The organism is Salinicoccus carnicancri Crm (assembly GCF_000330705.1).
Taxonomy (GTDB): domain Bacteria; phylum Bacillota; class Bacilli; order Staphylococcales; family Salinicoccaceae; genus Salinicoccus; species Salinicoccus carnicancri.
Window position 1 is genome coordinate 459,605 of record NZ_ANAM01000001.1, and the last position, 26,520, is coordinate 486,124.

At 50.4% G+C, this 26,520-nt stretch carries 27 protein-coding genes and 1 riboswitch; of the genes, 22 read left to right on the forward strand and 5 right to left on the reverse strand.

Translation table 11 applies throughout. The features are described from left to right. The first annotated feature begins 6 nt into the window (after window positions 1-6). The 11 genes from nrdF to C792_RS0102515 all read left to right on the forward strand — a co-directional run bounded on the left by nrdF (window position 7) and on the right by C792_RS0102515 (window position 10,456). Window positions 7-981: a class 1b ribonucleoside-diphosphate reductase subunit beta gene (gene nrdF, locus C792_RS0102465; protein ID WP_017547856.1), complete on the forward strand. Its 975-nt coding sequence runs from the start codon at window positions 7-9 to the stop codon at window positions 979-981. Window positions 982-1,114: 133 nt separating this feature from the next. Next, window positions 1,115-1,254: riboswitch (FMN riboswitch) on the forward strand. Between the two features lie 156 nt (window positions 1,255-1,410). Continuing rightward, on the forward strand, window positions 1,411-2,445 hold the full coding sequence (gene ribD / locus C792_RS0102470; RefSeq protein WP_156811615.1) for a bifunctional diaminohydroxyphosphoribosylaminopyrimidine deaminase/5-amino-6-(5-phosphoribosylamino)uracil reductase RibD: 1,035 nt from the start codon (window positions 1,411-1,413) through the stop codon (window positions 2,443-2,445). 5 nt (window positions 2,446-2,450) lie between these two features. Further along, on the forward strand, window positions 2,451-3,056 hold the full coding sequence (locus tag C792_RS0102475) for a riboflavin synthase (protein ID WP_017547858.1): 606 nt from the start codon (window positions 2,451-2,453) through the stop codon (window positions 3,054-3,056). Further along, window positions 3,049-4,221, forward strand: coding sequence for a bifunctional 3,4-dihydroxy-2-butanone-4-phosphate synthase/GTP cyclohydrolase II (locus C792_RS0102480; protein WP_017547859.1), 1,173 nt, complete (start codon window positions 3,049-3,051; stop codon window positions 4,219-4,221). The genes C792_RS0102475 and C792_RS0102480 overlap by 8 nt, the downstream gene beginning before the upstream one ends. A gap of 13 nt (window positions 4,222-4,234) precedes the next feature. Then, window positions 4,235-4,702, forward strand: coding sequence for a 6,7-dimethyl-8-ribityllumazine synthase (ribH, locus tag C792_RS0102485; protein WP_017547860.1), 468 nt, complete (start codon window positions 4,235-4,237; stop codon window positions 4,700-4,702). 484 nt (window positions 4,703-5,186) lie between these two features. Continuing rightward, the gene (locus C792_RS0102490) at window positions 5,187-5,603 is read left to right on the forward strand and encodes a FixH family protein (RefSeq protein ID WP_017547861.1); all 417 of its coding nucleotides are present in this window, start codon (window positions 5,187-5,189) and stop codon (window positions 5,601-5,603) included. Between the two features lie 105 nt (window positions 5,604-5,708). Beyond that, entirely contained in the window at window positions 5,709-6,386 is a 678-nt protein-coding gene (locus C792_RS0102495; protein WP_017547862.1) for an SDR family oxidoreductase, read from the forward strand. Between the two features lie 158 nt (window positions 6,387-6,544). After that, complete coding sequence (locus C792_RS0102500) at window positions 6,545-7,513, forward strand: ABC transporter permease (protein ID WP_017547863.1); 969 nt, start codon at window positions 6,545-6,547, stop codon at window positions 7,511-7,513. Window position 7,514: 1 nt separating this feature from the next. Beyond that, a complete protein-coding gene (locus C792_RS0102505; protein ID WP_026090192.1) occupies window positions 7,515-8,465 on the forward strand; it encodes an iron chelate uptake ABC transporter family permease subunit in 951 nt (316 codons plus the stop codon). Next, entirely contained in the window at window positions 8,462-9,295 is an 834-nt protein-coding gene (locus C792_RS0102510; RefSeq protein WP_017547865.1) for an iron ABC transporter ATP-binding protein, read from the forward strand. The genes C792_RS0102505 and C792_RS0102510 overlap by 4 nt, the downstream gene beginning before the upstream one ends. 96 nt (window positions 9,296-9,391) lie before the next feature. Then, complete coding sequence (locus tag C792_RS0102515) at window positions 9,392-10,456, forward strand: siderophore ABC transporter substrate-binding protein (RefSeq protein WP_017547866.1); 1,065 nt, start codon at window positions 9,392-9,394, stop codon at window positions 10,454-10,456. Between the two features lie 59 nt (window positions 10,457-10,515). Here the strand turns inward: C792_RS0102515 and murB are convergent, their stop codons facing one another. Further along, complete coding sequence (gene murB / locus C792_RS0102520; protein ID WP_425413713.1) at window positions 10,516-11,463, reverse strand: UDP-N-acetylmuramate dehydrogenase; 948 nt, start codon at window positions 11,461-11,463, stop codon at window positions 10,516-10,518. Window positions 11,464-11,630: 167 nt separating this feature from the next. On the opposite strand from murB, the gene C792_RS0102525 reads away from it, so the two are divergent. Next, window positions 11,631-12,533 (forward strand): EMYY motif lipoprotein, encoded by a 903-nt coding sequence (locus C792_RS0102525; RefSeq protein ID WP_017547868.1) that lies wholly within the window; start codon window positions 11,631-11,633, stop codon window positions 12,531-12,533. A gap of 7 nt (window positions 12,534-12,540) precedes the next feature. Here the strand turns inward: C792_RS0102525 and C792_RS0102530 are convergent, their stop codons facing one another. Next, the gene (locus C792_RS0102530) at window positions 12,541-12,789 is read right to left on the reverse strand and encodes a hypothetical protein (protein WP_017547869.1); all 249 of its coding nucleotides are present in this window, start codon (window positions 12,787-12,789) and stop codon (window positions 12,541-12,543) included. 106 nt (window positions 12,790-12,895) lie between these two features. On the opposite strand from C792_RS0102530, the gene ytxJ reads away from it, so the two are divergent. Continuing rightward, window positions 12,896-13,216, forward strand: coding sequence for a bacillithiol system redox-active protein YtxJ (gene ytxJ / locus C792_RS0102535; protein WP_017547870.1), 321 nt, complete (start codon window positions 12,896-12,898; stop codon window positions 13,214-13,216). Between the two features lie 26 nt (window positions 13,217-13,242). Here ytxJ and gdpS read toward each other — a convergent pair whose 3' ends face one another. Further along, window positions 13,243-14,295 carry a GGDEF domain-containing protein GdpS gene (gene gdpS, locus C792_RS0102540; protein WP_017547871.1) on the reverse strand — a complete coding sequence of 351 codons (1,053 nt, stop codon included), beginning with the start codon at window positions 14,293-14,295 and terminating at the stop codon, window positions 13,243-13,245. Window positions 14,296-14,318: 23 nt separating this feature from the next. Next, window positions 14,319-15,278, reverse strand: coding sequence for an LCP family glycopolymer transferase (locus C792_RS0102545; protein ID WP_017547872.1), 960 nt, complete (start codon window positions 15,276-15,278; stop codon window positions 14,319-14,321). A gap of 143 nt (window positions 15,279-15,421) precedes the next feature. Between C792_RS0102545 and C792_RS0102550 the strand changes: the two genes are divergently transcribed. Next, complete coding sequence (locus C792_RS0102550; protein ID WP_017547873.1) at window positions 15,422-16,474, forward strand: glycosyltransferase family 4 protein; 1,053 nt, start codon at window positions 15,422-15,424, stop codon at window positions 16,472-16,474. A gap of 3 nt (window positions 16,475-16,477) precedes the next feature. Here the strand turns inward: C792_RS0102550 and C792_RS0102555 are convergent, their stop codons facing one another. After that, a complete protein-coding gene (locus tag C792_RS0102555) occupies window positions 16,478-17,107 on the reverse strand; it encodes a YigZ family protein (RefSeq protein ID WP_017547874.1) in 630 nt (209 codons plus the stop codon). Between the two features lie 107 nt (window positions 17,108-17,214). Here C792_RS0102555 and C792_RS0102560 point away from each other — a divergent pair, with 107 nt between their 5' ends. The 8 genes from C792_RS0102560 to C792_RS14595 all read left to right on the forward strand — a co-directional run bounded on the left by C792_RS0102560 (window position 17,215) and on the right by C792_RS14595 (window position 26,224). Then, on the forward strand, window positions 17,215-18,087 hold the full coding sequence (locus C792_RS0102560) for a DegV family protein (RefSeq protein ID WP_017547875.1): 873 nt from the start codon (window positions 17,215-17,217) through the stop codon (window positions 18,085-18,087). 62 nt (window positions 18,088-18,149) lie between these two features. Continuing rightward, window positions 18,150-19,400 (forward strand): DEAD/DEAH box helicase family protein, encoded by a 1,251-nt coding sequence (locus C792_RS0102565; protein WP_017547876.1) that lies wholly within the window; start codon window positions 18,150-18,152, stop codon window positions 19,398-19,400. Then, a complete protein-coding gene (locus C792_RS14135; RefSeq protein ID WP_017547877.1) occupies window positions 19,397-20,065 on the forward strand; it encodes a ComF family protein in 669 nt (222 codons plus the stop codon). The genes C792_RS0102565 and C792_RS14135 overlap by 4 nt, the downstream gene beginning before the upstream one ends. Before the next feature lie 56 nt (window positions 20,066-20,121). Then, entirely contained in the window at window positions 20,122-20,703 is a 582-nt protein-coding gene (gene hpf / locus C792_RS0102575) for a ribosome hibernation-promoting factor, HPF/YfiA family (protein WP_017547878.1), read from the forward strand. A 151-nt stretch (window positions 20,704-20,854) separates the two neighbouring features. Continuing rightward, window positions 20,855-23,377 (forward strand): preprotein translocase subunit SecA, encoded by a 2,523-nt coding sequence (gene secA, locus C792_RS0102580; protein WP_017547879.1) that lies wholly within the window; start codon window positions 20,855-20,857, stop codon window positions 23,375-23,377. Between the two features lie 17 nt (window positions 23,378-23,394). Continuing rightward, window positions 23,395-24,496 (forward strand): peptide chain release factor 2 gene (gene prfB, locus C792_RS0102585; protein WP_156811616.1). Its coding sequence is split into 2 segments (ribosomal slippage): window positions 23,395-23,466 and window positions 23,468-24,496, totalling 1,101 coding nucleotides; the frame shifts between segments, so codons are not numbered across the junction. Window positions 24,497-24,627: 131 nt separating this feature from the next. Further along, window positions 24,628-25,020: a c-type cytochrome gene (locus C792_RS0102590; protein WP_017547881.1), complete on the forward strand. Its 393-nt coding sequence runs from the start codon at window positions 24,628-24,630 to the stop codon at window positions 25,018-25,020. A 496-nt stretch (window positions 25,021-25,516) separates the two neighbouring features. Beyond that, window positions 25,517-26,224, forward strand: coding sequence for a CHAP domain-containing protein (locus C792_RS14595; protein WP_017547882.1), 708 nt, complete (start codon window positions 25,517-25,519; stop codon window positions 26,222-26,224). The last annotated feature ends 296 nt before the right edge of the window (window positions 26,225-26,520 follow it).

The window sequence follows — 26,520 nt, forward strand, 5'->3', positions numbered from 1 at the left end:
ATTAAAATGATTGCAGTAAACTGGAACAAAGAAGATGACATGACCAACGTATTCTGGCGTCAGAACATTTCACAGATGTGGGTGGAGACGGAATTCAAAGTCTCAAAGGACCTTGCATCATGGGAAGGCATGTCGGATGATGAAAAAGATACATTCAAGAAAGTCCTGGCCGGTCTGACCGGCCTCGACACCCACCAGGCGGACGACGGCATGCCGCTCATCATGCTGCATACCGAAGATCTCAGGAAAAAAGCGGTGTATTCATTCATGGGAATGATGGAGCAGGTCCACGCCAAATCATACTCCCATATCTTTACGACGCTGCTGCCGTCCAAAGAGACCGATGATCTGCTGGATAACTGGGTTCTTGAAAACGAAGAGCTCAAATTCAAGGCGGACAAGATCGTGAGCCGCTACCATGAGCTGTACGGCAGGAACCCGTCCCTGTATGACCAGTACATGGCGCGTGTTGCAAGCGTATTTCTGGAATCTTTCCTCTTCTACTCAGGATTCTATTACCCGCTGTACCTGGCCGGACAGGGCAGGATGACAACAAGCGGTGAAATTATCAGGAAGATCCTGCTGGATGAATCCATCCACGGAGTATTCACCGGCCTTGATGCGCAGATGATGAAAGCGGAACTGACGGACGAGGAGCAGGAGCGTGCGGATAAAGAGATGTACGAACTGCTCAAAGAACTGTACGCCAATGAAGAGAAGTACACGAAGGATCTGTACGACAAACTCGGCCTGACAGAAGATGTGCTGAATTATGTCCAGTACAACGCGAATAAAGCGCTCGCGAATCTGGGTTATGATGCATACTTCGAAGAGAAGTCATTCAACCCGATCATTGAAAACGCACTGGATACGACGACGAAGAACCACGATTTCTTCAGCGTCAAAGGTGACGGCTATGTGCTCGCGCTCAATGTCGAGCCGATCCAGGATGAGGATTTCGTCTTTGATGAAGTAAAATAAAAAGATTCACAGGCCCCTGTATGCCGCCGGCATGCAGGGGCTTTTCTGCCGCCCGGCCAGCGGCCGGAGCAATTGGGTTGACTTTTCATATATATGTCATATGATTAAGGTAGAGTTTTTCAACTGAATACTATGATTCTTTCGGGGCAGGGTGGAATTCCCAACCGGCGGTAAGCTTTGAAGCGAGCCCGCGACCCGTACTGTTTCTACGGTACGGCTGATTCAGTGCAAGTCTGAAGCCGACAGTCAGAGTCTGGATGGGAGAGAGAAGACATGCAGCGTATATCGGGAGGCGCTTATTTGCGTTACCCGGAAATGGTACGTTATGTTTGGTATTGCTTTTTTGCAATGCTTATTTCTGCATACATTAATCGACGCCGGAGGATATGATGATATCCTCCGGCGTTTTCATATTCAGGAGGGAAAAACTTGAATCGATATATGAAGATGGCACTTGACCTTGCCGGAATGACCCAGGGCCAGACAGGAAAGAACCCGCCGGTAGGTGCAGTCGTCGTCAAAGACGGCAGTATCATAGGCATGGGGGCGCATTTCGGCTACGGCCAGCCGCATGCCGAAAGGCAGGCGCTCGCATCATGCAGCGTGGACCCTGCGGGCGCCGACATCTACGTGACGCTGGAGCCGTGTTCCCATCACGGGAAGACGCCGCCGTGCACCGATGCGATCATCGGGGCGGGGATCAGGAATGTTTTCTATGCTGAACGAGACCTTAATCCCAAAGTGAGCGGGCATGAGGTATTGGCCCGTGCAGGGCTCCATGTGGAACATACGCCGTCGGATGGAGCCCGGGCGCTCTACAGGGAATTCTTCAATCACCTGGAGCGGGGCCGGCCGAACATCACGCTGAAATGCGCGGTGAGCGCGGACGGCAGGCTGGCACTGGGGGACGGCACAAGCAGGTGGATCACAGGGGAGGCGGCGCGGACGGATGTCCATTACGAGCGCAATGTGCACGACGCGATACTTGTTGGGGCGCATACACTGCTCCGTGATGATCCGCTGCTGACCACACGGCTCGAGGGTGGCGGCCGGTCGCCCAGGCCGGTCGTCCTGCTCGGCAGCGGGGCGCTCAGGGAGGACCTTGGAATTTTCCATCACCCCAGGCGGCCTGTCATCTACACGACGAATGAGGAAAATTTGAAATATGGAGACCGGTGTGATGTGAAAATCGGTGACTGGAGCCTTGAAGGTGTGCTCCGTGACCTTTATGAAATGAAGTTGACATCACTTTTTGTCGAGGGTGGTGCTTCTGTCCTCACATCGTTCATAAAAGAAGGGTTGTATGACCAGATATTTTTATACGTTGCCCCGAAAATATTTGGAGAATCGAAGCACAGTCTGTTCAAGGAGGGCATACCTTCCATGGACAGGGCGGTGCAGCTGGAACTGGTTGATGTTGAGAAGCTCGGGCCGGATTTGAAAATAACCTACAGAAAGGCTTGAGCAATATGTTTACAGGAATAATCGAACAGGTTGGCAGAGTTGAGAGGACGACGGATACAGGTGAGCTTACGGCATTTGAGATTGAAACAGGAATCTTCGGTGACATCGCACTCGGGGATTCCATCAGCGTGAACGGCACGTGCCTGACGGTAACGGAGATAAAAGAGGGGTTATTCACAGTGGAAATGGTGAACGCGACGAAACGCATCACGAGCCTCGGCTCTGTTACCGACGGCGACGAAGTGAACCTGGAGCGTGCCCTGACCCTGTCGACACGTCTCGGCGGCCACATGGTGTCCGGGCATGTTGACGGCACCGGTGAAGTGACGGATATCAGCCATGACGGGGAGGCGATGGTCATGCGGATCAGAGTGCCGGACCGCCTGATGAAGTACATGCCGGAAAAGGGGTCGGTGGCGGTGGACGGCATCAGCCTGACACTGTTCGACACTGCGGCGGACTCATCTGAAATCATATTGAATCTGATCCCGGGGACGCGCGGACGGACGACGCTTGCCAATAAAGGGCGGGGCGACATTGTAAATATTGAAGCGGATATGCTGATGAAGCATGTTGAGCATCTGCTTGGGGCGGGTGCTGGGCATGTTTGATTCCATAGAAGATGCAGTCCGCGAGCTGAAACAGGGCAGACTGGTGATTGTAGTGGATGATGAAACCCGTGAAAATGAGGGGGATCTCATCGGCATTGCGGATTTTATTACAGCGGATGAAGTGAATTTCATGGCGACATATGCGCGTGGGCTGATCTGCACGCCCGTGACGTCTGAAATCGCCCGCCGGGCCGGGCTCACACCGATGGCCGCACAAAACAGCGATCCCTACAGCACAGCTTTCACCGTATCGGTGGATCATGTGTCGGGGACGACGGGCATAAGCGCCCATGAGCGGTTCGACACGATCCGTGCCCTGGCGGACACGGATATGAAACAGACGGATTTCAATACGCCCGGTCACGTCTTCCCGCTCGTTGCGAAAGACGGCGGCGTCATCGAGCGCATGGGGCACACGGAAGCGGCTGTGGATCTGGCAAAACTTGCCGGCGGTTCACCGGTCGGTGTCATCTGTGAAATCATGAATGATGACGGCACGATGGCGCGGGTCGATGACCTCGAAGTGTATAAAGAGAGGCATGGCCTGAAAATGATCACGATTGAAGATCTGCAGAAATATATGAAGAAACACTCCGGTGTGACGCTTGAGAGCACGGTCAAACTGCCGACGGATTTCGGGGATTTCAAAATGTACGGCTTCGTGGACAACACCACCGGCAAGGAGCATCTGGCTCTTGTGCACGGCACTTTATCCCCGGAAATGAACGTCCGGATCCATTCGGAATGCCTGACGGGTGACGTCTTCCACAGTCAAAGATGCGACTGCGGGGACCAGCTCAAGCGCGCAATGAAGATCATGAGCAGTGAAGGTGGTGTCATCCTCTATATGAGACAGGAAGGCCGCGGCATCGGGCTTATCAACAAACTGAAGGCCTACGAACTGATAGAGCAGGGATACGACACCGTCAGTGCCAACCAACATCTCGGCTTCGATGCCGATCTCAGGGAGTATGACGTTGCGGCTGAGATGCTGAAACAGCTCGGCATCCGCACCGTCACACTGCTTAGCAACAATCCGCGGAAGATCAGAGGCCTCGAAGCCGAAGGGCTCACTGTCAACCGCCGCAGCCATATCGTTAAAGCCAACGTCGTAAATAAGGATTATCTGAAAACGAAAAAAGATAAACTTGGACATCTACTCTAGGAGGCAGCCTCAAATGAATAGGATAGAAACGAAAATAATCGGTACAGACTTGAAAATTGCGATAGTCGCAGGAAGGTTCAACGATTTCATCACCTCGCAGCTGGTGGACGGTGCGGAAGGCATGCTCGTCAGTCATGATGTGAAATCCGAGGATATAGACCTTGTGTACGTTCCGGGAGCATTTGAAATCCCGCTCGCGGCACAAACACTTGCCGAAAGCGGCAAGTACGATGCAGTCATCGGACTCGGCTGTGTCATCCGCGGCAGCACAACCCATTATGACTACGTCTGCAACGAAGCGGCAAAAGGCATTTCCCAGGCAGGCATGAAAACAGGGGTGCCGGTCATGTTCGGGGTCATCACGACAGAGAACATCGAGCAGGCCATCGAGCGCGCCGGTACAAAAGCAGGCAACAAAGGCGCCGATGCCGCAGCCGGCGCCATCGAAATGGCAAACCTGATGGCACATATCAGGAAGTAAGTGACCGGGAGGCTGCAGGAGACAGCTTCCCGGCTTTTTGGTGAGCCCGGCTCTTATCATCGAAAGTGTATCGGCCATAAGAGAACGGCCTGCCTTATCATCGAAATGGAATCGAAGGCAGGAGCGGCATGGGCGCTTATCATCGGTTCTCGATCGAAAATAAGAGAACCGGTTGTCTTATTTTCGAAGTGAAGTCGTTAATAAGAGGAGGCCGGCTCTTATCATCGAAAGTGGATCGACCATAAGAGAACGGGTTGTCTTATCATCGAAATGGAATCGAAGACAGGAGCGGCATGGGGGCTTATCATCGGTTCTCGATCGACAATAAGAGCCACTCCTGAAAAAAGCCGTTCTGCACACATCTGTCAAAATTATTTCAACCAACTTTCATATATCGGTCAAATTCTGGTATATCATACATGCTAAAATGGATATCAGGTCTTTGGAATGTAACCGGGACAGAATAGCGGGAGGAGATTGGATTATGAAATCAAGATTATGGATGACGGCTATGCTCGCAGGTGTGATTCTGCTGGGAGCATGCGGGAATGATGCCGATTCAGAGAGCAGGGACCATGGCTCACACGAAGAGGCGGACGAAGAAGTGAGGTCCCTGGAAGTGGATCTTGAAGTTCCCGGGACAGCAAAAGCGGGTGAGAAAGAAAGTTTCACTGCACATGTCACTTCGAATGAAGAGGATGTGACTGATGCGGACAAGGTCAGGTTCGAGATGCTTGATGCTGACGGCAACTCCCTGGACATGATTGAAGCGGAGCATTCTGAAAATGGCCTCTACACCATAGGCTATACTTTCGAAGAGGGCGGGGAGTATTCCGTAATTTCCCATGTGGATGCCTACCAGCTTCACACAATGCCTGAAAAACAGATCACCGTCGAATAAAATCCTCCGGCCTGAGTGTGTTTAAACAGCGGGTCATAATTGTATTGTGGATCGTTAAGGTTTACAATGTATATATAATTCATTGTAGAAATTCAGGAGGTAGCCATGGAGTTGCAGGATAAGACGTATGTTGTGTCAAACGCCGCGAAATCACTGGGCAGAGAGCTGTCGATGGATTTGGCGGAACAGGGTGCGAACGTGATTTTGGCCGGCGTCGACCATATTGAGCTGGACAACCTCCTGGAAGAACTTCAGGAAAGTTCGGAAGGGAACCATAAGGTGGTCATGCTTGAGCAGTCGAAGGAGATAGACTGGATGGCCATCATGGAGGAAATACAGGAAGAGTACAGTACACTGAACGGCATCATACTTGTACATACGATTTTCACTGAGAACCGTTCGGTGTATGATGTTTCTTTCGACGAGTTCAACCAGGTGATGTATGAACATGTCTGGGGGACATATCTCGGCATCCGCACGCTCCGTCCGATGCTGAAGGATGAACGCGATGCCAAGATCATCAATGTCATAGAACCTTCGTTTGAAGATGTGTTCGAAAGGAATCTGTACTATACAGTGACGGGCGCAATCGAAGCACTCACGCATTCCACGGCTATTGAACTCAGGAAAGAGGATGTGGATGTTTATGCACTCAGCTACCGTCCCTCGATCAGAGAAGGGGAGTCGCCGGAGCGTTCCAATCCGGAGGCGCTCCGCACAGTGATGTCCATCCTGTCCGGCGGGGGGAGTGCACCGACGGGGGAAACGATCATCATCAACTAGACAATTGTTAATGTTTTGTGAACAAAACCGGCCGTCTGTGATGACGGCCGGTTTTTTTATATGTAAATATTCAAACTTCAGTTGAAAATCAAATATTTCACTGTATAATTGGAACCATGGTTATCATTGATAATCATTATCAGTTAAGGTGGCTTTCTATGATAGGAAAATTATTCAGATTAGACGTACTTATAGTATTACTTTTTCTTTTATCGGTCCTGTCTATGTTTGTAGGCGTTGTTGAACTGCATCCGAGAGATATATTCAGCCTGAGTGAAGATCAGCAGAGCATACTTCTGAACAGCCGGCTGCCCCGTACTGTATCGATTATCATTGCCGGGGCATCGCTTGCAGTCTGCGGACTGATCATGCAGCAGCTGACACGCAACAAATTCGTCTCTCCGACGACAGCAGGAACGATGGACTGGGCACAGCTCGGCATCCTTATCGGCCTGGTATTTTTTCCGGGAGTGAGCATGCTGGGCAGACTTGCATTCGCGTCAATTCTGGCGGTCGTGGGCACGCTGCTCTTCATGCAGATTATCAACAGGATAAAGTTCAAGGATATCATATTCGTCCCGCTCATCGGTCTGATGCTTGGCGGTGTGATTTCAAGCATAAGCACATTCATCGCGCTCCGGACGAATATGCTCCAGGCGATTTCCGGCTGGATGCACGGCAGTTTTTCCACACTGGTTGCCGGCAAGTATGAAATTCTCTACATAAGCATCCCGTTGTTCATACTGGCGCTGCTGTACGCAAACCAGTTCACTGTTGCCGGCATGGGAGAGGATTTCTCCAAGAATCTGGGTCTCAATTACCAGAGAGTACTTTACATAGGCTTGTTCATCACAGCAGTCATCACAGCACTGGTCGTCGTATCAGTCGGTATGCTCCCGTTCCTCGGGCTTATCGTGCCGAATGTCGTCTCGGTATTCAGGGGCGACCACCTCCGGAGCACCATTTTCCTGACAGCGGTACTAGGGGCGGTGTTCGTCATGATATGTGATGTAATAGGCCGTGTCGTCATCTACCCTTATGAAATCTCAGTGGGGCTGACAATTGCGATCATCGGCGGTTTTGTTTTCCTATTCCTGATATTCAGGAGGGCCGGGGCAAATGCTTAGAATGACGAATAATAAGTTGTTATTGATATTGACCGCGGGCGCCATCGGTGCTGTGGCACTGTACATGCTCTATGATCTGAATCCGGCAATCTACTTCTATCAGCTGCCGTCGCGGACGAAGCGGGTTGTTGCGATTGTCATCGTGGGTGTTGCGATTGCGGTATCGACGGTGATATTTCAGACGATAGTCAAAAACAGGATCCTGACGCCATCCATAATGGGGCTGGACTCCGTTTATGTATTCATACAGACATCCATGATATTTTTCGGCGGCGCATCTTCAGCAATTGTGCTGAACAGCAAGGCGAATTATTTTGTCAGCATGCTGCTGCTTGTAATCTTCACGTTGTTTGTCTTCAGGTATTTATTCAGATTCACGAAGAACAATGTGTTCCTGCTGCTGCTTATCGGTATCATTCTCGGTACCCTGTTCGGCAACCTGGCCACATTCATGCAGATGATGATCAGCCCCGAGGACTTCCTGATCCTGCAGAACAGCCTGTTCGGCTCATTCAGTGCAGTTGATGAGTCACTGCTCGGGATCACGGGCGTCATCGTCCTGTTGTGCGTTCTGTTTGTGCTCAGAGATTTCAATTCACTCGATGTCATGTCGCTCGGCCGGGACCATGCCATGAACCTTGGTGTGGACTACGACAGGAAAGTATCCCAGCTGCTCATCGTCATTGCGATCCTTGTTTCGGCGGCAACAGCGCTTGTCGGTCCGATGATGTTCCTGGGGCTTCTGGTTGTAAACATCGCCCACGAGCTGTTCAGCACATACCGGCACTTCTATCTGATCATCGGTTCAGTGCTGATCAGTGTCATCACGCTTGTGCTCGGTCAGATGACGATACAGTTCATGTTCGACGGCGGTGTCGAACTGAGTGTCATCATCAACCTGGTTGGTGGTGTATACTTCATTTATCTAATGCTTAGGAGGAGTAAAGTATGATAAAAGTAAGAGATATTGCTAAGTCATATGGTGAGAAGAAAGTAGTCGACGACGTGTCACTGTCAATCGAAAAAGGCAAGATCACTTCTTTGATCGGTCCGAACGGCGCAGGTAAAAGTACTGTCATTTCAATGGTCACCAGGCTGCTCGATAAAGACAGCGGCGAAGTGCTGATCGAAGGTGACAACATATTCACCCAGCCGAACAATGCGTTGGCTAAACGGATATCCATACTTAAGCAGACGAATCATCTCGAGCTGAAAATCACGGTGCGCGAACTTGTCAGCTTCGGCCGCTATCCATATTCCAAGGGCCGCCTGAAGGACGAGGATCACAGGATAATAGATGAAGCGATCGAATATATGGAACTCGGGGAACTTGAGGATCGCCATATCGATGAGCTATCCGGCGGACAGAGGCAGCGTGCGTACATTGCGATGACAATTGTCCAGGATACTGAATACATCTTCCTGGACGAGCCGCTCAATAACCTTGATATGAAGCACTCTGTGCAGATTATGCAGATTTTGAGGAGGCTCGTGCGCGAAAAGGGCAAGACGATCATCATCGTCATCCATGATATCAATTTCGCCTCCTGCTATTCCGACAATATCATAGCACTGAAGAACGGCAGGGTTGCCGTCAGCGGGACGAAGCATGAAGTGATCAAGAAAAGCATACTCGAGGAAATATACGAAATGGAAATCAATATACAGTGTATATTCGGTCATAATATCTGCATATATTTCGATGACCAGGCAGGTGACGTCACAGAAGATGACGCACAGGAATATGCACAGACGGTGGCTCATGAACAGCTGAGAGCATGATACGCCTGACCTTAAAGGAGGTGGTGGCAGCTTTAATCGGATGTATTTATAGTTTTAGCGGGGGCTGAAAATATACTTAACGGGAGAGGTATTACAATGGATTTTAAGAAATTTTACTTAATGTCCGCCATGGCCATGGTACTTGTACTTGCAGCATGCGGCGGAGAATCATCAGGAGAAGGCGCTGAAACTGACGAAGCAGGTTCGGAGGAAGGTTCAGGTGAGACGATCACTTATGAGAACAGCTATGAAAGTGGACCTCCGCGCGGCGAAGAAGGCGATACAACAGAAGTAAATGAAACGGTTGAGCTTCCAAAGAATTCCGATAAAGTTGCCATCTACGATCTCGGTGTGGCATCAACTTTCAAGGCACTGGGAATTGAAGAGAACATCATCGGTCTGCCGAAAGGCGACAACAATGCATCACTTTCCGAGGTGAATGAAGAGTTCGAATCCGATGAGTATGCCAATCTCGGGGGTCTCAAACCGGATGAATTCGAGACACTTGCGGAACTGCAGCCGGAAGTGATCATGATCCACGGCCGACAGTCAAATACCCAGACTGTCGAAGAGATGAAAGCTGCGGCGCCTGATGCGCAGATCGTATTCGTAGCTGCCGACAGCAACAACTATTTCCAGGACATCATGGAGATGACAGAATTCCTCGGAGAAATGTATGATGTCGAGGATGAAGCCGACGAACTGGTCTCTGACATGCAGATGAAACTCGATGAAGTGAACCAGACAGTGACCGAAGCGGACAAAGAAATGCTGTTCATACAGACGAACGGCGGGGATCTTTCATTCCATGGTGTGGGCGGCCGTTACGGCTTCCTGTATGAAGACCTCGGCTTCAAATCCGCAGGTGAACAGGAGGAAGGCGAAGTGACGGATGACCACGGCAACCAGGTCAGCTTTGAATTCATCGCTGAAACCAACCCGGGCGTGATGCTTGTGATGGACCGGGGGGCCGCTGTTTCGGAAGGTGAGGCGACACCGGTTGATGTTGTCAAAAATGACGTCACACAGGACGTTGATGCTGTTGAGAACGATAATATCATCGAACTCAATCCGCAGTCATGGTATCTGAACTCAGGCGGCTACCTGAGCGGTATGGCACAGCTTGAAGAAATTGAAGCGGGCATGGCTGAAATGAAATAGCTGAACACATTGAACCACCCCGTCCGGGTCTCCGGACGGGGTGGTTTGCTCTATGCATATCACTTATGCCTGTCTGCACGTTTGTATACAGGGTCGCCGATGATACGGACTTCCCGGTTCAGCTGTACACCGAACTCATCCAGTATGACTTGCTGGACATGCCGGATCAGGTCTTCATAGTCACCGGCTGTACCGCTGTCGACATTGACCATGAAACCGGCATGTTTCGTCGAGACTTCAACACCGCCGATGCGGTGTCCCTGGAGCCCGGCCTCCTGGATCAGCTTCCCGGCGAAATTGCCTGGCGGGCGCTGGAACACGCTGCCGCATGATGGGAATTCCAGGGGCTGCTTTGATTCCCGGCGGTATGTGAGGTCATCCATGATGGATTTTATGTCCGCAGCATCGCCCGGTTTCAGTGCAAATTTTGCTTCCACTACGACATAGTCGTTCTCCTGGACTATGCTTTTGCGGTAGCCGAGACCGAGCTCCTCATTTTTGAGAGTGATGATTTCCCCCTCCCTGTCGATTGCAGTGACTTCGAGGAGGCAGTCTTTCACTTCCCCGCCGTATGCGCCCGCATTCATATAGACCGCTCCGCCGACACTTCCGGGTATGCCGCAGGCGAACTCCAGGCCGGCGAGCGCCCGCTCGTATGCGAAATTGGAAACTTCGATTATCGCCCTGCCGCTGCCTGCAGTGATGATTCCCGCCTCTTCCTCAAGGTGATCCAGTTCGAGCAGATTGAGGACGATGCCCCTGATGCCGCCGTCGCGGATGATGATGTTGGAGCCGTTGCCGAGGTATGTGACCGGTATGTGTTTCTGCGCACTGTAGCGGAGCACCCGGCAGGCATCTTCGACATTATGGACCGTGACGTAGTAGTCGGCGGGTCCGCCCGTCTCTGTATAGGTGTAGTTTTTTAATGGTTCATATACTTTGATATCAGGATCCAGAAGGAGTGCCTTCAGATCTTTTTCGGTTTGCGTAGTATTCACCGTAGTAATTCCTTTCGAGTGGGATTGACTATGTATATTATAATGGAAGTGGCCCATTTTTGGAAATGGGATGATAAATTAAGCGCATTGTACACTAATCTGATGTGTGCTATATTTTGTTTAGCCACTGACAGCCAGTGTAACACAACGATACTAGAACAAGGGTGTGACACCTTTTGCATCATTCTTTGAAAAATATGTCGGGACTTGTCATCGTGGCCGGCCTGACTGTCCTCTCCGGGTGTTCGAATGCACTCGCGGAAGATATGGAGAAATACATGGCGGATATGGAAGAAGTCCATGCGCTTGATGAAGAATTTACATCAGCGGCCGACTCACTTGATTACGAATATCTGCCTGAAGAGCTGTCCTCGAGAAGTGTGGATGTCGACACAGAACGTCTGGAGTCGATCAGCACGAAGCTGGAGGAGGACATACTGCCGGTCACTGAGCAGATGTCGGAAGAAATCGAAGCCGTTGAAGTGAATAACGAAGAACTGGCCGAAATGCATGATTCGTTTCGGGAAAGTGTGGAAATCAAACGGGATTTTGCGCGCCAGCTGGATGAGTATGTAAAAGCTTATCTGATGTCTGTCAGATCAAATGAGGAACTCATAGAGCTGAGCCAGTCCTTTATGGAGAATCAGAAAGAGCGGGACGAAATCATAGAAAACACCGACGGGAGGGAAGCGGTCCGTGAAATCGACGGTCTCATAGAACAGATCAATGAGAACAGCGAATCGCTGGAATCCGAATCACAGCTGCTCCAGGGGGACGAATCCATCGATGAAAAACAGAGGCATATCGATGAGGAGATGATGCCCGCCATTGAAGCGCATATCAAATCACTCAACCAGATGAACTTGGAGACGGAAAGCGCAATCCGCATCCGGAGCCTGTCGCTTGAAATGTACTATGGGTTTGAAAAGTATTATCAGGAGCGAAAGAATACCATGACTTACAATGATACTCTCCAGGGCCTGCAGCTGCAGAGCATCATACCCATGAAGGAGACGTACCAGAAGCTGGATGAGAATTATTACGGCCGCATAGACGAAATTGAGAGTGAACTCGAATAGTCCACTCTCATTCTTTGGTGTTATCCTTTTGTGCGGCCTGATCCGGATGCATGGGGTGATTCGGGTCGTTCATGACTTTCGTGATGAAGACGTTTCTCAGTATGACCGTCACAGCCCAGAATGCAAACACTGCCAGCAGAATCCAGGAGACAGTCGCATTATTCTGGAAATCGAGCATGAACAGTATGACCACGATGAGCAGTGCAGCATTTATCGTATCGAGGAAAGTCCAGCGTTTGAGCGATTTGTTATTCATGGGTAATACCTCCAATCCCTGTCATTATAACATATGGGAAAAGACAGATTTGCTTATTTTCAGGATAAATGATAAATTAGTAAAAGTTTACTGAGAAGGTGATGAAATGTTAACCAAGACGACAACGATTGACTCTTTTCAAAAGCTGTTGGATGGAAAGAAGACCTTCTTTTTCATGAAGCACAGCAGCACCTGTCCGATTTCGGCGGCTGCATTCGAAGAGTTCCAGAAGTTCCATTATGAAAGGGACATGGACGGTTACTATCTGGTCGTCCAGGATCACCGGAAGCTTTCCGATTATATAAGTGAAACTTTCGGCATCAGGCATGAATCCCCGCAGGCCTTTTATTTTGTGGACGGGGAGCCGAAATGGAATGGTTCCCATCAGAAAATCACACTGAGCACTTTATCATCCGTAGAAGATTAAAGCCAATCCCGCCCGGGATTGGCTTTTTAACTTAGATAGGGGATGAACATCACTCTGTTCTGTCCCTGTTTTTTTGCTGCATGGAGCATATCGTCGGCATCTGTGAACATCCTCCCCTTCGTAACATCGGCTTCATCCTTGTAGCCCACGCCGATCGACACGGTGAGGCTGATGGTCTCCTCTTCACTGATATGGAAGCGCGCCTGCTCCACACTGTTGCGGATCGCCTCGCCAAGCCGCACCGTCTTATCGAATGACAGGTTCGGTATGACCATGGCAAATTCTTCCCCGCTGTTGCGGAATAAAGACCCGCCGCCCGGAACATGGTTATCAAGCAGGTTTGCCATCTGCCTGATTAGGGCATCTCCTGAAACATAGCTGTGCGTATCGTTGACGACTTTGAAATTATCGATGTCGATGAGCAGGAGGCTGAGTGTCTCACTTTCGTCTATCAGCAGGTTGACTTCCTCATCAAATGATTTGATGTTGCCGAGCTGGGTCAGGTAATCCTTGTATTCGTCTTCCTCATAGCGTTTCAGAAGCTTCAGTATTGCATTGATGTCTTCGTACATCATCATTGCAAAAAACATGACAGTGGTGCTTGTGCCGATGAATATGAGCATCTGCCACAGGGTCAGGTCACTGATCAGCAGATTGATGCCGAGTACATACAGGATCGAGAAGACGATGCACGCAGAGGTCAGGGTCCTGAGCTTCTCAAACTTCAGAAACGGCAGTATTGCCATGACGACAATGTACAGTACAGAGAAGATTACATAGACCTGCCAGCCGTAGCCGAATATCAGATGATGGAACAGATATACGACAACGAGTGAGCCGAGCATATAGTAGGGTACACTGTACTTGACCAGTATGATCAGCGGTATGAAGTAAAGGCTGAAAGTGATGCCGGATACATGGATGGGCACCATCAAAAGGAGCACCGCAAGCGTCGTCATGAGCAGTGCCTGGAAGATGCCGGAATCGATGAGCCGTCTATCTTCCGTATACTGCAGGCGATGGAATAGATATATGCCGCTTATCGTCAGCGATATGTTGAGCACAAAATCAATCAGCATATACTATCCCTCCCTGTCTGCTGTTATTCTTCGAGTTCCAGATTCTGACGCAGTTCTGTTCTCACACCATTGTAGGACTGGTCATCCGGGAAGAAGTACCAGAGGCCGTCCTGACCGCGGTCGTCGATTCCTTCAAGAGTCAGGCGTTCGACATTCTGTGCCGGATTCTGGTAGTTGGAGCGGAGTGCATTCATTTCCCCGAACGGGATGTTTGTCCGTATGTTGTCGCTCAGTACATCCAGTATCGAATTGAAGTTGGTAATGGTCTGGAGGCTCACCATTTCGCTGGTAATCGCCTGGACCACCTGCTGCTGTCGCATCTGTCTGCCGGAGTCGCCGCCTGCACCTGCGGATTTCCTGCTTCTTGAGAAAGCAAGGGCTTCCTCACCGTCCATATCGTATGTCTGTCCTTCCGTGAACGAATAGCCGGACTGCTCGAAAGTATCCTGACTGGTAATCGTTACCCCGCCGACAGCATCGACGATGTTTTCAAATCCGTCCATGTCAATTGAAACGAAATAATCCATAGGGGTATCCAGGAAATTCTCGACCGTCCGTTTGGCGAGTTCCGGTCCGCCGTATGCATAGGCATGGTTGATCTTTTCAACAGAGCCCCGGTCGGCGATTTCCGCCTGTGTATCCCTCGGGATGCTCACTATTTTCCCTTCATCTGCATTCGGGTTCAGGGTGACCACCATGATTGTGTCCGAACGCTGGCCCATGGATTGTGATTCACGTTCTGCGTCGCTGTCCGTACCGAACAGCACGACGGAGATCGGGTCGCCGTCCTTGACGTTGACCTCGGTCTCCCTCATCTCTGATGAGGAGTCGGAGAAGTCATCGTCATACATTTTGTCGGCCGCACCTTTAAGATTGATGTAGACGTAAGCTATGATTCCTGCGAAAATCAGTACCGAAATAATCAAAAACGCAAGTAGCACTTTGAGTGCGGGATGCATTCGTTTTTTGTCAGTTCTTTTCATTATGAATCTCCTTTTTCATATTGATACAATTATACAACGAAACGGACGACATGAAAATTATTATTGTGCAAAATACAATATACATTCCATATTTAAACAGTAATGTGATATAGTAAATTGGAAATCTTACAGATGGTGATGATATGTATACTTTATTTTTACTCACGGTGTCTTTCTTAATAACGCTGATTCTGATGCCGATATTCATATGGGGCAGCCGCAAATTTGGATTTGTCGACTACCCGAACTTCCGGAAGGTCCACGCCAAACCGATACCATATCTCGGGGGCGTGGCAATTCTGATTTCCATGGTGATCGGCATCATGATCGCGCGCCCGATAGAGGCGGAATATAAATCCATCATCATCGGCGGCACCATCATTGTCATCGTAGGTATTATCGATGACAAATATGACCTCAAGCCGCTTCTGAAACTCATTGGACAGCTGCTTGCAAGCAGTGTGCCGATCTATTACGGCATCGTAATCGACAATATCACCCCGTTCGGCGTGTCAATCGACTTCGGGATGATGACGATACCGATAACGCTGATCTGGATGATTGCCATCATCAACGCAATCAATATCATCGACGGGCTCGACGGCCTGGCGACGGGCGTATCTGTCATCGCGCTGTCAAGCATCGGGCTGATTACGATACTGCAGGGAAATCTGTTCGTCATGATGATCTGTGTCATACTGATCGGGTCCTGTCTCGGGTTCCTGGTCTACAACTTCCATCCGGCAAAAATATTCCTCGGGGATAACGGTGCGATGCTGCTCGGCTTTGTGCTGGCGGTCGTTTCACTGATGGGGTTCAAGAACATCACGCTCATATCCCTGTTCTTTCCGATCATCATCCTGGCGGTGCCATTCATCGACATGGCATTTTCCGCCCTGCGGCGGTACCGCAGCAAAGTGTCCCTTTTCAAGGCGGATAAAAGCCATATACACCACCGGCTCAGAAACCTCGGCTATTCTCATATGGAGAGCGTGATCCTGATCTATTTCATCGCTCTGCTGTATGCGGGCGGCAGTATCATATTGTATCTGTCGACGATTCCGGGCTCGGTGATCATCGTGCTGCTGCTGGTCTTTACGACAGAAATCGTCGTAGAGGCGATCGATCTTGCGGAATCGGACCGGAAACCTGTGCTCAATTTTGTGCGGCGGTTCGTGCATAAAATATTTTCATAAGAATCAGACTGCACCCTCGGCCTGGATGATATCGTGTTCATCAAGGTCGTGGGTGTTCTTTGTGATTTCCTGAAGACGCTCTGTGAAGGCATTCCTGTCATTTTCCTTCACATGGAGGAGATAGGTGACTTTGTCCGTATACCGGGTGTCCCTGATTTCAATATCAGTCTCGCCGAGATAATGCTCGAAGCGGCTGGTGTTCGTGTAATCCATTGTCACTTCCATCGGGACCACCGGTATTTTCACCACTTTACCAGATGCTTTTACGGCACTTGAAGCGGCACCGGAATATGCCCGGATCAGTCCGCCGCCCCCGAGTTTGATCCCCCCGAAGTACCGGGTCACGACGATGGTGGTATCATACATGCCCTCCTGCTTCAGCACTTCAAGTATCGGCACGCCGGCAGTCCCGCCGGGTTCGCCGTCATCGTCCGCCTTCTGGATCAGGGCACTTTCGCCGATTATGTAGGCGCTGCAGTTATGGTTGGCATTTTTGTGCAGTGATTTTATGTCGCCGATGAACGCTTTCGCCTCCTCTTCTGTCGGTGTGCGCCGGATGTATGCAATGAAGCGTGATTTGCTGATGATGGTCTCCGTATCTGTATCGAGTCTGTTCAAATACTGCTGTTCCATTAGATTCACCTCTCCATTGTATTTTAACACATGGCCCGACGTGGACGGAAACAGGTAGTGTGTAGTAGAATATTTTTAAGTGTGAATGAAGAATTGGAGGAACCCATATGAAGATTGCAGTCGTGGTGGATTCGACATCCTATCTGCCTGATGGATTGAAGGAGAAATACGATATCCGCACAATTCCTCTCAGCGTAGTCATCGGTGATGAATCGTACAAGGAGGACGAAGAGATAACGCCCGATGAATTTTATGGCAGGATACGCAATATGGAGGAGCTGCCACGGACGAGCCAGCCTTCGATCGGAGATTATATACTGCTGCTTGAAACATTGCGGCGTGAAGGATACACGGATGTTATAGGCGTCCATCTTTCGAGCAAGATCAGCGGCACCTACCAGAATGCGATTGCCGCCGGCCAGAGTGTCCAGGGGATAGAAGTCCATGCCGTGGACTCCGAAGTGGCATGCTATGTCCAGGGTTTCCTTGCTTTGTATGCAGCACAGCACAAAGACGACATGGATCTTGAGCATCTGCTTAGGGAACTCGATGAAATGAAACGCAAGAAAAATACGAATGCGTACTTCATCGTGGATACATTGACGAATCTCCAAAAGGGCGGCCGCCTGACGAATGCCCAGGCAATGATCGGCAGTCTTCTGAAAGTGAAACCGATCCTTGAGTTCCAGGAGGCACAGATTGTGCCGTATGAGAAGATACGTACAAAGAAAAAGGCGATGAAGAAAGTGGAGGACGTTTTTGAAACGGAGATGGAACTCCACAAAGGCAAGCCGGTCACAGCCGTCGTGATCCATTCCAATGCCGAAGCGGAGGCAAAAGAGTGGCTCGCCGCGCTTCGCGAAAAGCATCCCGGAATAACCTTCAGGCTGAGCTATTTCGGGCCCGTCATCGGGACGCATCTTGGTGAGGGTGCGCTCGGGCTCGGATATACGACATATGAAGTGGACACACAAGTATGATAAAACCGGATATTCATGACGCAGCTTATTTGGCTGCGTCTTTTTTATGAGGAGGTGGAGACATGATAATCAAACATATGGAAGGTGAAATCTACATGGAGCGGGGAGTGGACCCGGATAAGTATATTTGTCACCGCTGCAGCAATGATGTGAAACGGTATTTCTATAAATATCACTCCGCATATCACGGCATGGACATCGTCTATTGCCTGAAGTGTGTAAGCATCGGCCGCTCCGACAGCGTGACGCCGCTGCGGGCGATCCAGACGGCAAAGAAACCTGAGGCTTGCCGCTATCATCTTGACTTTGAGCTCACCGAAGCGCAGCAGGCTGCCTCAGACCGGATTGTCAAAGCACTTTTTGCACATTCAGACATGCTGCTCTATGCTGTGACGGGTGCGGGCAAGACAGAGATCGTTTTCGAGGCGATATCACTTGCCCGCCGGCAGGGGATGAATGTCGCGTTCGTCTCGCCGCGCATCGATGTGGTCAAGGAAGTGCATCTCCGGCTGAGTGGTGCCTTCAGGGATTCTGACATCGACCTGCTCTATACCGGGGTGAAGGAGACATTCGAACATAGATTTACCGTCTGCACTGTGCAGCAGCTTTATAATTACATCGACCATTTCGGTCTGATCATCGTGGACGAGACGGATGCATTTCCGATGTCCTCGGACAGGCAGCTGTTGAATGCCGTCCGTCGGGCCGCAGCCGCATCGTCCACCACTGTACTGATGACAGCGACACCAAACAGGAGCATGATCGAATTTGCGGGGGAGGAGAATGTGGTCACTCTTACACGGAGATATCACGGGCATGACCTGGCCATACCGAAGGTCGTGTGGCAGGGCATTGCAAAAGATGTCAACAGGCGCAGGCTGCCTGCCGGGCTGGAAGGACTGATAGCCGGCATACTCGAAAAAGGGCGCAGGGTCCTTGTATTTGTGCCGGAAATCAGCCTGATGGAGAAGCTGCAGCCGCTCGTGGCCGAAAAATTCCCGGGTGCCGACTCGGTCTACAGTGGAGATGAGCAGAGGTATGGGAAAGTGGACAGCATGCGCAGCGGCCGGGCGCGGGTACTGCTTACGACTACCATACTGGAGCGGGGTGTGACGTTCAAAAATCTGGATGTGATTGTTGTGGGAGCTGAGACATTCAATTCAGACAGCCTGGTCCAGATATGCGGCCGGACCGGGCGTAAAAAGGATGATCCTGTGGGGAACATCTGGTTCATGGCTGCATACAATACCGGACATATCCGCCGGACGATCAGAATCATCAAGAAATTCAATGCCGGCAGGGCGGCATTATGATCTGTCTGTACTGCCACTCGCGTATCAGGGAGGAAGCCGATCTCATCACGATGTTCAAACGTCAAAAACCGCTCTGCATGCCGTGCAGGAAAAAGCTTTCCCTGTGGCGCCCCGGGGAACGGTGCGCCTCCTGCCATCGTCTCATGGACAGGGATGAGTGTCCGGACTGCCGCTTTCTCGCGGAAAATTACAGGCGCCCGGGGAAGATCATGTGCATGATGGATTACACGGGGGAAGTGAAAATGCTTTTCCACAGGTACAAATTTACAAAAGATGCGGCACTCAGTGAAGTCATTGCAATGTTTTTGAAATGCCGCTTCGGGGAATATGATATGTCCATACCGATTCCTGTATCTGCCGCAAGGATGGAGGAACGGGGGTACAATCAGACTTCCATGGTGCTTCGTGCGGCAAAGGTCCCGTACCGGGATATCCTTGCCACAGACAAAGCAGAACGGCAGTCCGAACACAGCAGGCGCGCACGTCTCACGGCCCCCAACCCATTTCATCTCAAGGATGACTGGGCCGTTTCAAGCCTTGCGGGGAAACGGGTTCTGGTCGTGGATGATATCTATACTACCGGTATCACTGTGCATCAGGCACTTGAGAAAATTTACACCCTGAAGCCCTGCGCGGCGGATGTGTTAACGTTTTCAAAAGCCTGAATACTCTGATATAATGAAGGCAGGAAGTATAACGCATTGAAGGAGGGGGTTTCACTATGATCAGATGTGAAATTCGAGGAGAGAATATTGAGGTAACAGATGCAATCAGGAACCACATCGAGGAAAAGGTCAGCAAGCTGGAACGTTACTTTACAAATGCTCCGAACACACATGCACACGTCAATATCAAGACTTACAGTAACAAGCAGGGCAAAGTTGAAATTACAATTCCGATGAAAAACCTGACCCTGAGGGCGGAAGAAAAGCACGAGGATCTGTATGCGGCGGTCGACCTGATCGTGGACAAGCTCGAGAGGCAGATCAGGAAGCATAAGACGAAGATCAACCGCAAGTTCAGGGAAAAGAATCCTGAGCAGGACTTCTTCGCCAAACTGGAAATGGATGCGAGTCATGAATTCCGGGAGGAAGAGGACGACAAAGCCGATACCGGAAGCTATATCGTCCGCTCCAAAAAGTTCCAGCTGAAACCGATGGATTCTGAAGAGGCAGTATTGCAGATGAACATGCTCGGCCATGATTTCTTCGTTTTCAATGACAGGGAGACGGAGGGCACAAGCATTGTATATAAACGCAACGACGGCAAGTACGGACTCATCGAGACGGATCAGGACATATAAAGTTCCCACAGGGTGGGATATGATCCCCGGCTGAAGGCAGCCGGGGATCATTTGTAGGTTCCCGGTGATGCCTACATATTTTATTTTGCGTTGTTTAGTGGTATTATAATGAGATGAATTCATAGTGAGATATAACGAGGGAGAGAAATCCATGGGTATTTTGGACAAAGTCTTTGACGGTAACAAAAGGGAGCTGCGCTCCCTCCGGAAAATCGCTGAAAAGGTCGAGGGCTACAAGGAAACGATGGCCGGTCTGGATGATGCGGCACTGCAGGCCAAAACCGACGGGTTCAAGGAAAAACTTGCCGGCGCGGAAGATGACAAGGCAGAAGAGAAGCTGCTGGATCAGATTCTGCCTGAAGCTTTTGCCGTCGTCCGGGAAGCCTCCAAAAGAACGCTAGGCCTCGAGCCGTACCCAGTACAGATAATGGGCGGGGCCGCACTTCATAAAGGTGACATTTCCGAAATGAAAACCGGCGAAGGTAAGACGCTGACGGCAACACTCCCGGTCTATCTGAATGCCCTGACGGGGAAAGGCGTCCATGTCATCACGGTCAATGAGTACCTTTCTGCCACCCAGATGGAGGAAATGTCGGTGCTCTACAACTTCCTGAAGCTGACTGTCGGGCTGAACCTGAACGCCAAGAGCAGCGAGGAGAAAAGGGAAGCGTACGCGGCTGATATCACGTATACGACAAACAATGAACTCGGCTTCGACTACTTGAGGGATAACATGGTGACCTACAAGAAGGACCGGGTGCTGCGCGGGCTCAACTATGCAATCATCGATGAAGTCGACTCCATACTGATTGACGAGGCGCGTACGCCGCTGATCATCTCGGGCAAAGCGAGCCAGACGAATACACAGTATATACAGGCCAACCAGTTCGTCAAGATGCTCAAGGAAGACGAGGATTTCACCTATGATATAAAAACGAAGAATATCCAGCTCAATGATGACGGCATGGAGAAGGCGGAGAAATGGTTCAAGGTGGATAATTTGTATGATGTGAAACATGTCAACCTGCTCCACCACATCAACCAGGCGCTGAAGGCGCACTTCTCGATGCAGCGTGACATCGACTATGTCGTCGAGGAAGAAAAGATCGTCATCGTTGACCAGTTTACCGGCCGTAAGATGAAAGGCCGCCGTTTCTCGGATGGACTTCACCAGGCGATTGAGGCGAAGGAAGGTGTGGAGATCCAGAACGAATCCCGCACGATGGCATCGATCACTTTCCAGAACTTCTTCAGGCAGTACAATAAGCTCTCCGGCATGACCGGTACCGCCAAAACCGAGGAAGAGGAATTCATCAACATATACAACATGAAGGTGACGGTCATCCCGACAAACCTTCCGATTGCACGGGAGGACAGGACGGACAGGATCTATGCGACAAAGGATATCAAGTTCAAGAACGTCGTGGATGAAGTGGTGGAACGCCATCGCAGCGGACAGCCGGTGCTGATCGGTACGGTGGCGGTGGAAACAAGTGAATATATCGCGGATCTTCTCAGCAAGAAAGGCATCCGCCACAACGTGCTGAACGCGAAGAACCATGAAAGGGAAGCGGACATCATCATGAATGCAGGCAGGAAGGGTGCCGTGACGATTGCAACCAACATGGCAGGGCGCGGTACGGATATCAAACTCGGCGAAGGTGTCAAAGAAGCGGGCGGCCTCGCCGTAATCGGTACGGAGCGGCATGAATCGAGACGTATCGACGACCAGCTCCGCGGCCGTTCCGGCCGTCAGGGTGATGTCGGCATCAGTACGTTCTACCTGTCACTGGAAGATGATCTCATGAAGCGTTTCGGTTCGGAACGCATGCAGGGCATGATGGGGCGGCTTGGAATGCAGGAGGAGGAAATCACATCCAAGATGATTTCGAGGGCGGTCGAATCTTCCCAGAAACGTGTCGAGGGCAACAACTTCGATTCGCGTAAGAAACTGCTGGAATATGATGATGTACTGAGGCGCCAGCGTGAGATCATCTATCAGGAGCGCAATGACATCATCGATCAGGATGATGTGCGTGAGCAGCTGATGGGCATGATCGAGGCATCGGTGGAACGCACGGTCAACTACTACATCCTGGATGATGACGAGCTGATCGACTACGAACAGTTCGTCAAGACGGTCGAGGATATGTACCTGTCAGAAGAATCCATTTCGGTGCCGGATGTACGGGGCAGGGAAAATGAAGAAATCTCGTCACTCATCCTGGAAAAGATAAAGGATGAACTTGAACAGAAGGAAGAGAAGCTTACCAGTGAGAAGATGAGGCTGTTCGAGCGGATGATGATGCTCCGCACCATCGACCAGAAATGGGTGGAGCACATAGACAGCATGGACCAGCTGAGGACGGGCATACATCTCCGTTCATACGGCCAGATCAATCCGCTCCGCGAATATCAGAACGAAGGACTTCAGATGTTCGAGGACATGCTCGTGTCCATTGAAGATGATACTGCGAAATACGTCATGAAGACCGAGCTGAAATCCGACGAAGAGATCAAGCGTGAGCAGGTCGTCAGGAAAAATGAGATGCAGACGGGCGACGGCAAGGAAAAAGTCAAAAAGGGACCGGTCAAAAAAGAAGTGAGGGTCGGCCGCAACGATCCCTGTCCATGCGGATCGGGCAAGAAATACAAAAACTGTCACGGACAATAAAGAAAGAAGGAAATTTTATGGAATTGCATGAAGTGAAAAATTTCGTCCAGGATATGCACGGTAAATTGGACGATTTCAGGGGGTCTCTTTGACCTCGAGGAAAAAGAGACCCAGATAAGGGAGTATGAAGAACGGATGGCGGACCCTGAGTTCTGGAATGACCAGGGGAAAGCCCAGGAAGTCATTGACGAGAACAATCATCTGAAAAAGATCGTCGAGGGCTTCCGCGAGATAGAAGCAGATGTTGAGGATATCGAAGTTTCCCACGAACTGCTCAAGGAAGAGAATGACGAAGACATGAGGGAAATGATCGAGGAGAGCGTCCGCGAGACTCAGAAAAAGATCGATGCTTATGAACTCAATATTCTTCTCGATGATGAACATGATCATCTGAGTGCCATACTCGAGCTGCATCCCGGCGCAGGCGGTACAGAGTCCCAGGATTGGGCAGAAATGCTGCTCCGCATGTATCAGAGGTATGCAGAAGGGCAGGGATGGAAAGTTGAGACGCTCGATTACCAGGATGGAGATGAAGCCGGCGTGAAAAGCGTGACACTCTCCATCAGGGGTGTGAATGCATACGGACTGCTGAAGGCGGAAAAAGGTGTCCACCGCCTCGTGCGGATATCGCCTTTCGATTCATCCGGCAGGCGCCACACTTCATTTGTCTCATGCGAAGTGACACCGCAGTTCGACAACACGGAGATCCAGATTGAAGTGAAGAATGAAGATATAACGATCGACACGTACCGTGCCAGCGGCGCCGGCGGGCAGCACGTCAACACCACCGATTCCGCCGTAAGGATTACCCACCATCCGACAGGTATCGTCGTCACATGCCAGAACGAACGTTCACAGATCAAAAACCGTGAACAGGCGATGAATATGCTGAAATCCAAGCTCTACCAGAAAGAGCTCGAAGATCAGAAGGCGGAAATCGCGGCGATCAAGGGCGAGCAGAAAGAGATCGGCTGGGGCAGCCAGATCCGGTCCTATGTGTTCCACCCGTATTCCATGGTCAAGGATCACAGGACCAACTACGAGGTCGGCAACACAGACAAAGTCATGGACGGGGGACTGTCCCCGTTCATAGAGGCCTATCTCAGGCTTAATATGTAATATATGATGAAGGATGCCTCTTTTGAGGCGTCCTTCATTTTGTGACAAATGTCCTGAAGCTGTTTGACTGTTACGGGTTTAGGGGTATGGTATATGTGTATCTTATATAACACCAAGTCGGGGGGTTAATTATGAAGAAGTTCTGGTTACTTATGAGTTTCGCCCTGGTGCTCGTACTCGGCGCTTGCGGCGGAGACGGTGAGGGCGGCGAAGACGAATCCGGCCAGCCGGCGGATGAAGGTGTCACTACTGAAGAGGACGGGGATGAAGGCGATGATGCAGACTCATCAGATACCGCACTGGCTGAGCAGACATACGAGCAGAACAACTGCATGGGCTGCCACGGTGAAGATCTGTCAGGCGGTTCCGGACCACCGCTCACAAATGTGGGAAGCGAGTATTCCGAAGATGAAATCCGCACCCAGATCGAAGAAGGCGGCGACGGCATGCCGGCCGGTCTGGTGACGGACGAAGAAAAGCTCGATGCACTTGTGACATGGTTGGCATCACAGAAATCTGAATAGGTTAGTGAAAGTCACGGACGCAAAATCCAACAGGATTTTGCGTTTTTTTATTGTTTGAATAAGGCTCATCGCCTGTGTTTCGTCAGGGTGAGAGGTTGAGGCCCCGTCGTTTTGCAATCGTCGATGGGGATTCTGTCCTCCTGTTCACCCCGGCAATCCGGCAGAAACAGCCTGTAATCTATTTTGAATTAAATTCCATGTAAAATGACACGCAGGAAAGCATAACCCCGCCACAGAAAGCATCGCACGGGTGTAAAATTAAACTTCAATATTACGGAAGCCATAATGTCATTTCCTTTCGTTTACAAGTCAGTTACATCCCACAAAAAAGAAGTGCTGTGTGCTATAGTTCTGGACATGGTCAAAGAGGCATGCACTTTGATCGACTTTAAAAGTGAATACCACATAAGTGGAATCATTAAAATTACTCAATGCAGAGATATAGAGAAATGACTTGAACTTTGGGTGCAGGGAAAAACAGGAGGATTTACTTACTATGAAGAAAACGTTGTTTTCATTGGCGACAGTCACAGCGATTACAGGAGTGGCGACAGGAAATGCAGAAGCGGGCGGATACAGTGAAGGAAATGACAACGCTGTAAACAATACGGAACAAGCGGCAGCTTCGGCAGTTTCAGAATATGAAAACTATTCATATACCTATGATGAAAATGGATATACTTATTCTTATGGAAACCAGGCTTCCGGGGAAAAGGAAGAGGCGGCATATGAAGCACCGGCTGTGCAGGAAGAGGCACCGGCAGTCGAGGAATACCAGGCTCCGGCCGCACCTGCGCCACAGGCTGCGGAATATGAAGAACCGTCAGCACCGGCGCCTGCCTCCCACACAGCAGCTTCCGCTGCGAACCATTATACCGAAGGAGACTGCACATGGCACGTATATGAGCGTCTGAATGAGATGGGAATATCCATCGACAACAGCTGGGGCAATGCATCCAACTGGGATAGTGCAGCCCTTGGTTCCGGTATGACTGTGAGCAATTCACCATCAGCCGGAGCAATCATGCAGCTTGATCCAGGCCAGGGCGGCGCCGGCGGCATGGGACACGTCGCAGTCGTTGAATCGGTCAATGCCGACGGTTCCATCCAGGTTTCAGAAATGAACTGGAACGGCGGATTTGGTGTAGAATCAACGAGAACAATAAGTGCAGATGCCGCTGCATCATATGATTTCATAAAATAATCTGTTCCGGCCGTCATCATCCCCTGATGTGAGTGATGACGGCTTTCTTTTGTCCTCGATTTTGAAACGATAATAAGGCAGAGCGTTCTCCTGCCTTCGAACCCGGATCGATAATAAGGCAAGGCGTTCTCCTGCCTTCGATCCCGAATCGATAATAAGGCAAGGCGTTCTCCTGCCTTCGATCCCGAATCGATAATAAGGCAGAGCGTTCTCCTGTCTTCGAACCCGGATCGATAATAAGGCAGAGCGTTCTCCTGCCTTCGAACCCGGATCGATAATAAGGCAAGGTGTCCTCC

Bases quoted from the DNA above. Each gene is read 5' to 3' on its own strand.
- C792_RS0102555 (WP_017547874.1), bottom strand. From the start codon at position 17,107: ATGGAACAGCAGTATTTGAACAGACTCGATACAGATACGGAGACCATC.
- C792_RS0102590 (WP_017547881.1), top strand. From the start codon at position 24,628: ATGAAGAAGTTCTGGTTACTTATGAGTTTCGCCCTGGTGCTCGTACTC.
- C792_RS0102495 (WP_017547862.1), top strand. From the start codon at position 5,709: ATGGAGTTGCAGGATAAGACGTATGTTGTGTCAAACGCCGCGAAATCA.
- ribH (WP_017547860.1), top strand. From the start codon at position 4,235: ATGAATAGGATAGAAACGAAAATAATCGGTACAGACTTGAAAATTGCG.
- C792_RS14135 (WP_017547877.1), top strand. From the start codon at position 19,397: ATGATCTGTCTGTACTGCCACTCGCGTATCAGGGAGGAAGCCGATCTC.
- C792_RS0102500 (WP_017547863.1), top strand. From the start codon at position 6,545: ATGATAGGAAAATTATTCAGATTAGACGTACTTATAGTATTACTTTTT.
- ytxJ (WP_017547870.1), top strand. From the start codon at position 12,896: ATGTTAACCAAGACGACAACGATTGACTCTTTTCAAAAGCTGTTGGAT.
- C792_RS0102560 (WP_017547875.1), top strand. From the start codon at position 17,215: ATGAAGATTGCAGTCGTGGTGGATTCGACATCCTATCTGCCTGATGGA.
- C792_RS0102550 (WP_017547873.1), top strand. From the start codon at position 15,422: ATGTATACTTTATTTTTACTCACGGTGTCTTTCTTAATAACGCTGATT.
- C792_RS0102510 (WP_017547865.1), top strand. From the start codon at position 8,462: ATGATAAAAGTAAGAGATATTGCTAAGTCATATGGTGAGAAGAAAGTA.
- gdpS (WP_017547871.1), bottom strand. From the start codon at position 14,295: ATGCTGATTGATTTTGTGCTCAACATATCGCTGACGATAAGCGGCATA.
- C792_RS0102545 (WP_017547872.1), bottom strand. From the start codon at position 15,278: ATGAAAAGAACTGACAAAAAACGAATGCATCCCGCACTCAAAGTGCTA.
- C792_RS0102565 (WP_017547876.1), top strand. From the start codon at position 18,150: ATGATAATCAAACATATGGAAGGTGAAATCTACATGGAGCGGGGAGTG.
- C792_RS0102530 (WP_017547869.1), bottom strand. From the start codon at position 12,789: ATGAATAACAAATCGCTCAAACGCTGGACTTTCCTCGATACGATAAAT.
- nrdF (WP_017547856.1), top strand. From the start codon at position 7: ATGATTGCAGTAAACTGGAACAAAGAAGATGACATGACCAACGTATTC.
- C792_RS0102515 (WP_017547866.1), top strand. From the start codon at position 9,392: ATGGATTTTAAGAAATTTTACTTAATGTCCGCCATGGCCATGGTACTT.
- C792_RS0102480 (WP_017547859.1), top strand. From the start codon at position 3,049: ATGTTTGATTCCATAGAAGATGCAGTCCGCGAGCTGAAACAGGGCAGA.
- C792_RS0102505 (WP_026090192.1), top strand. From the start codon at position 7,515: ATGACGAATAATAAGTTGTTATTGATATTGACCGCGGGCGCCATCGGT.
- C792_RS0102475 (WP_017547858.1), top strand. From the start codon at position 2,451: ATGTTTACAGGAATAATCGAACAGGTTGGCAGAGTTGAGAGGACGACG.
- C792_RS14595 (WP_017547882.1), top strand. From the start codon at position 25,517: ATGAAGAAAACGTTGTTTTCATTGGCGACAGTCACAGCGATTACAGGA.
- C792_RS0102490 (WP_017547861.1), top strand. From the start codon at position 5,187: ATGAAATCAAGATTATGGATGACGGCTATGCTCGCAGGTGTGATTCTG.
- hpf (WP_017547878.1), top strand. From the start codon at position 20,122: ATGATCAGATGTGAAATTCGAGGAGAGAATATTGAGGTAACAGATGCA.
- secA (WP_017547879.1), top strand. From the start codon at position 20,855: ATGGGTATTTTGGACAAAGTCTTTGACGGTAACAAAAGGGAGCTGCGC.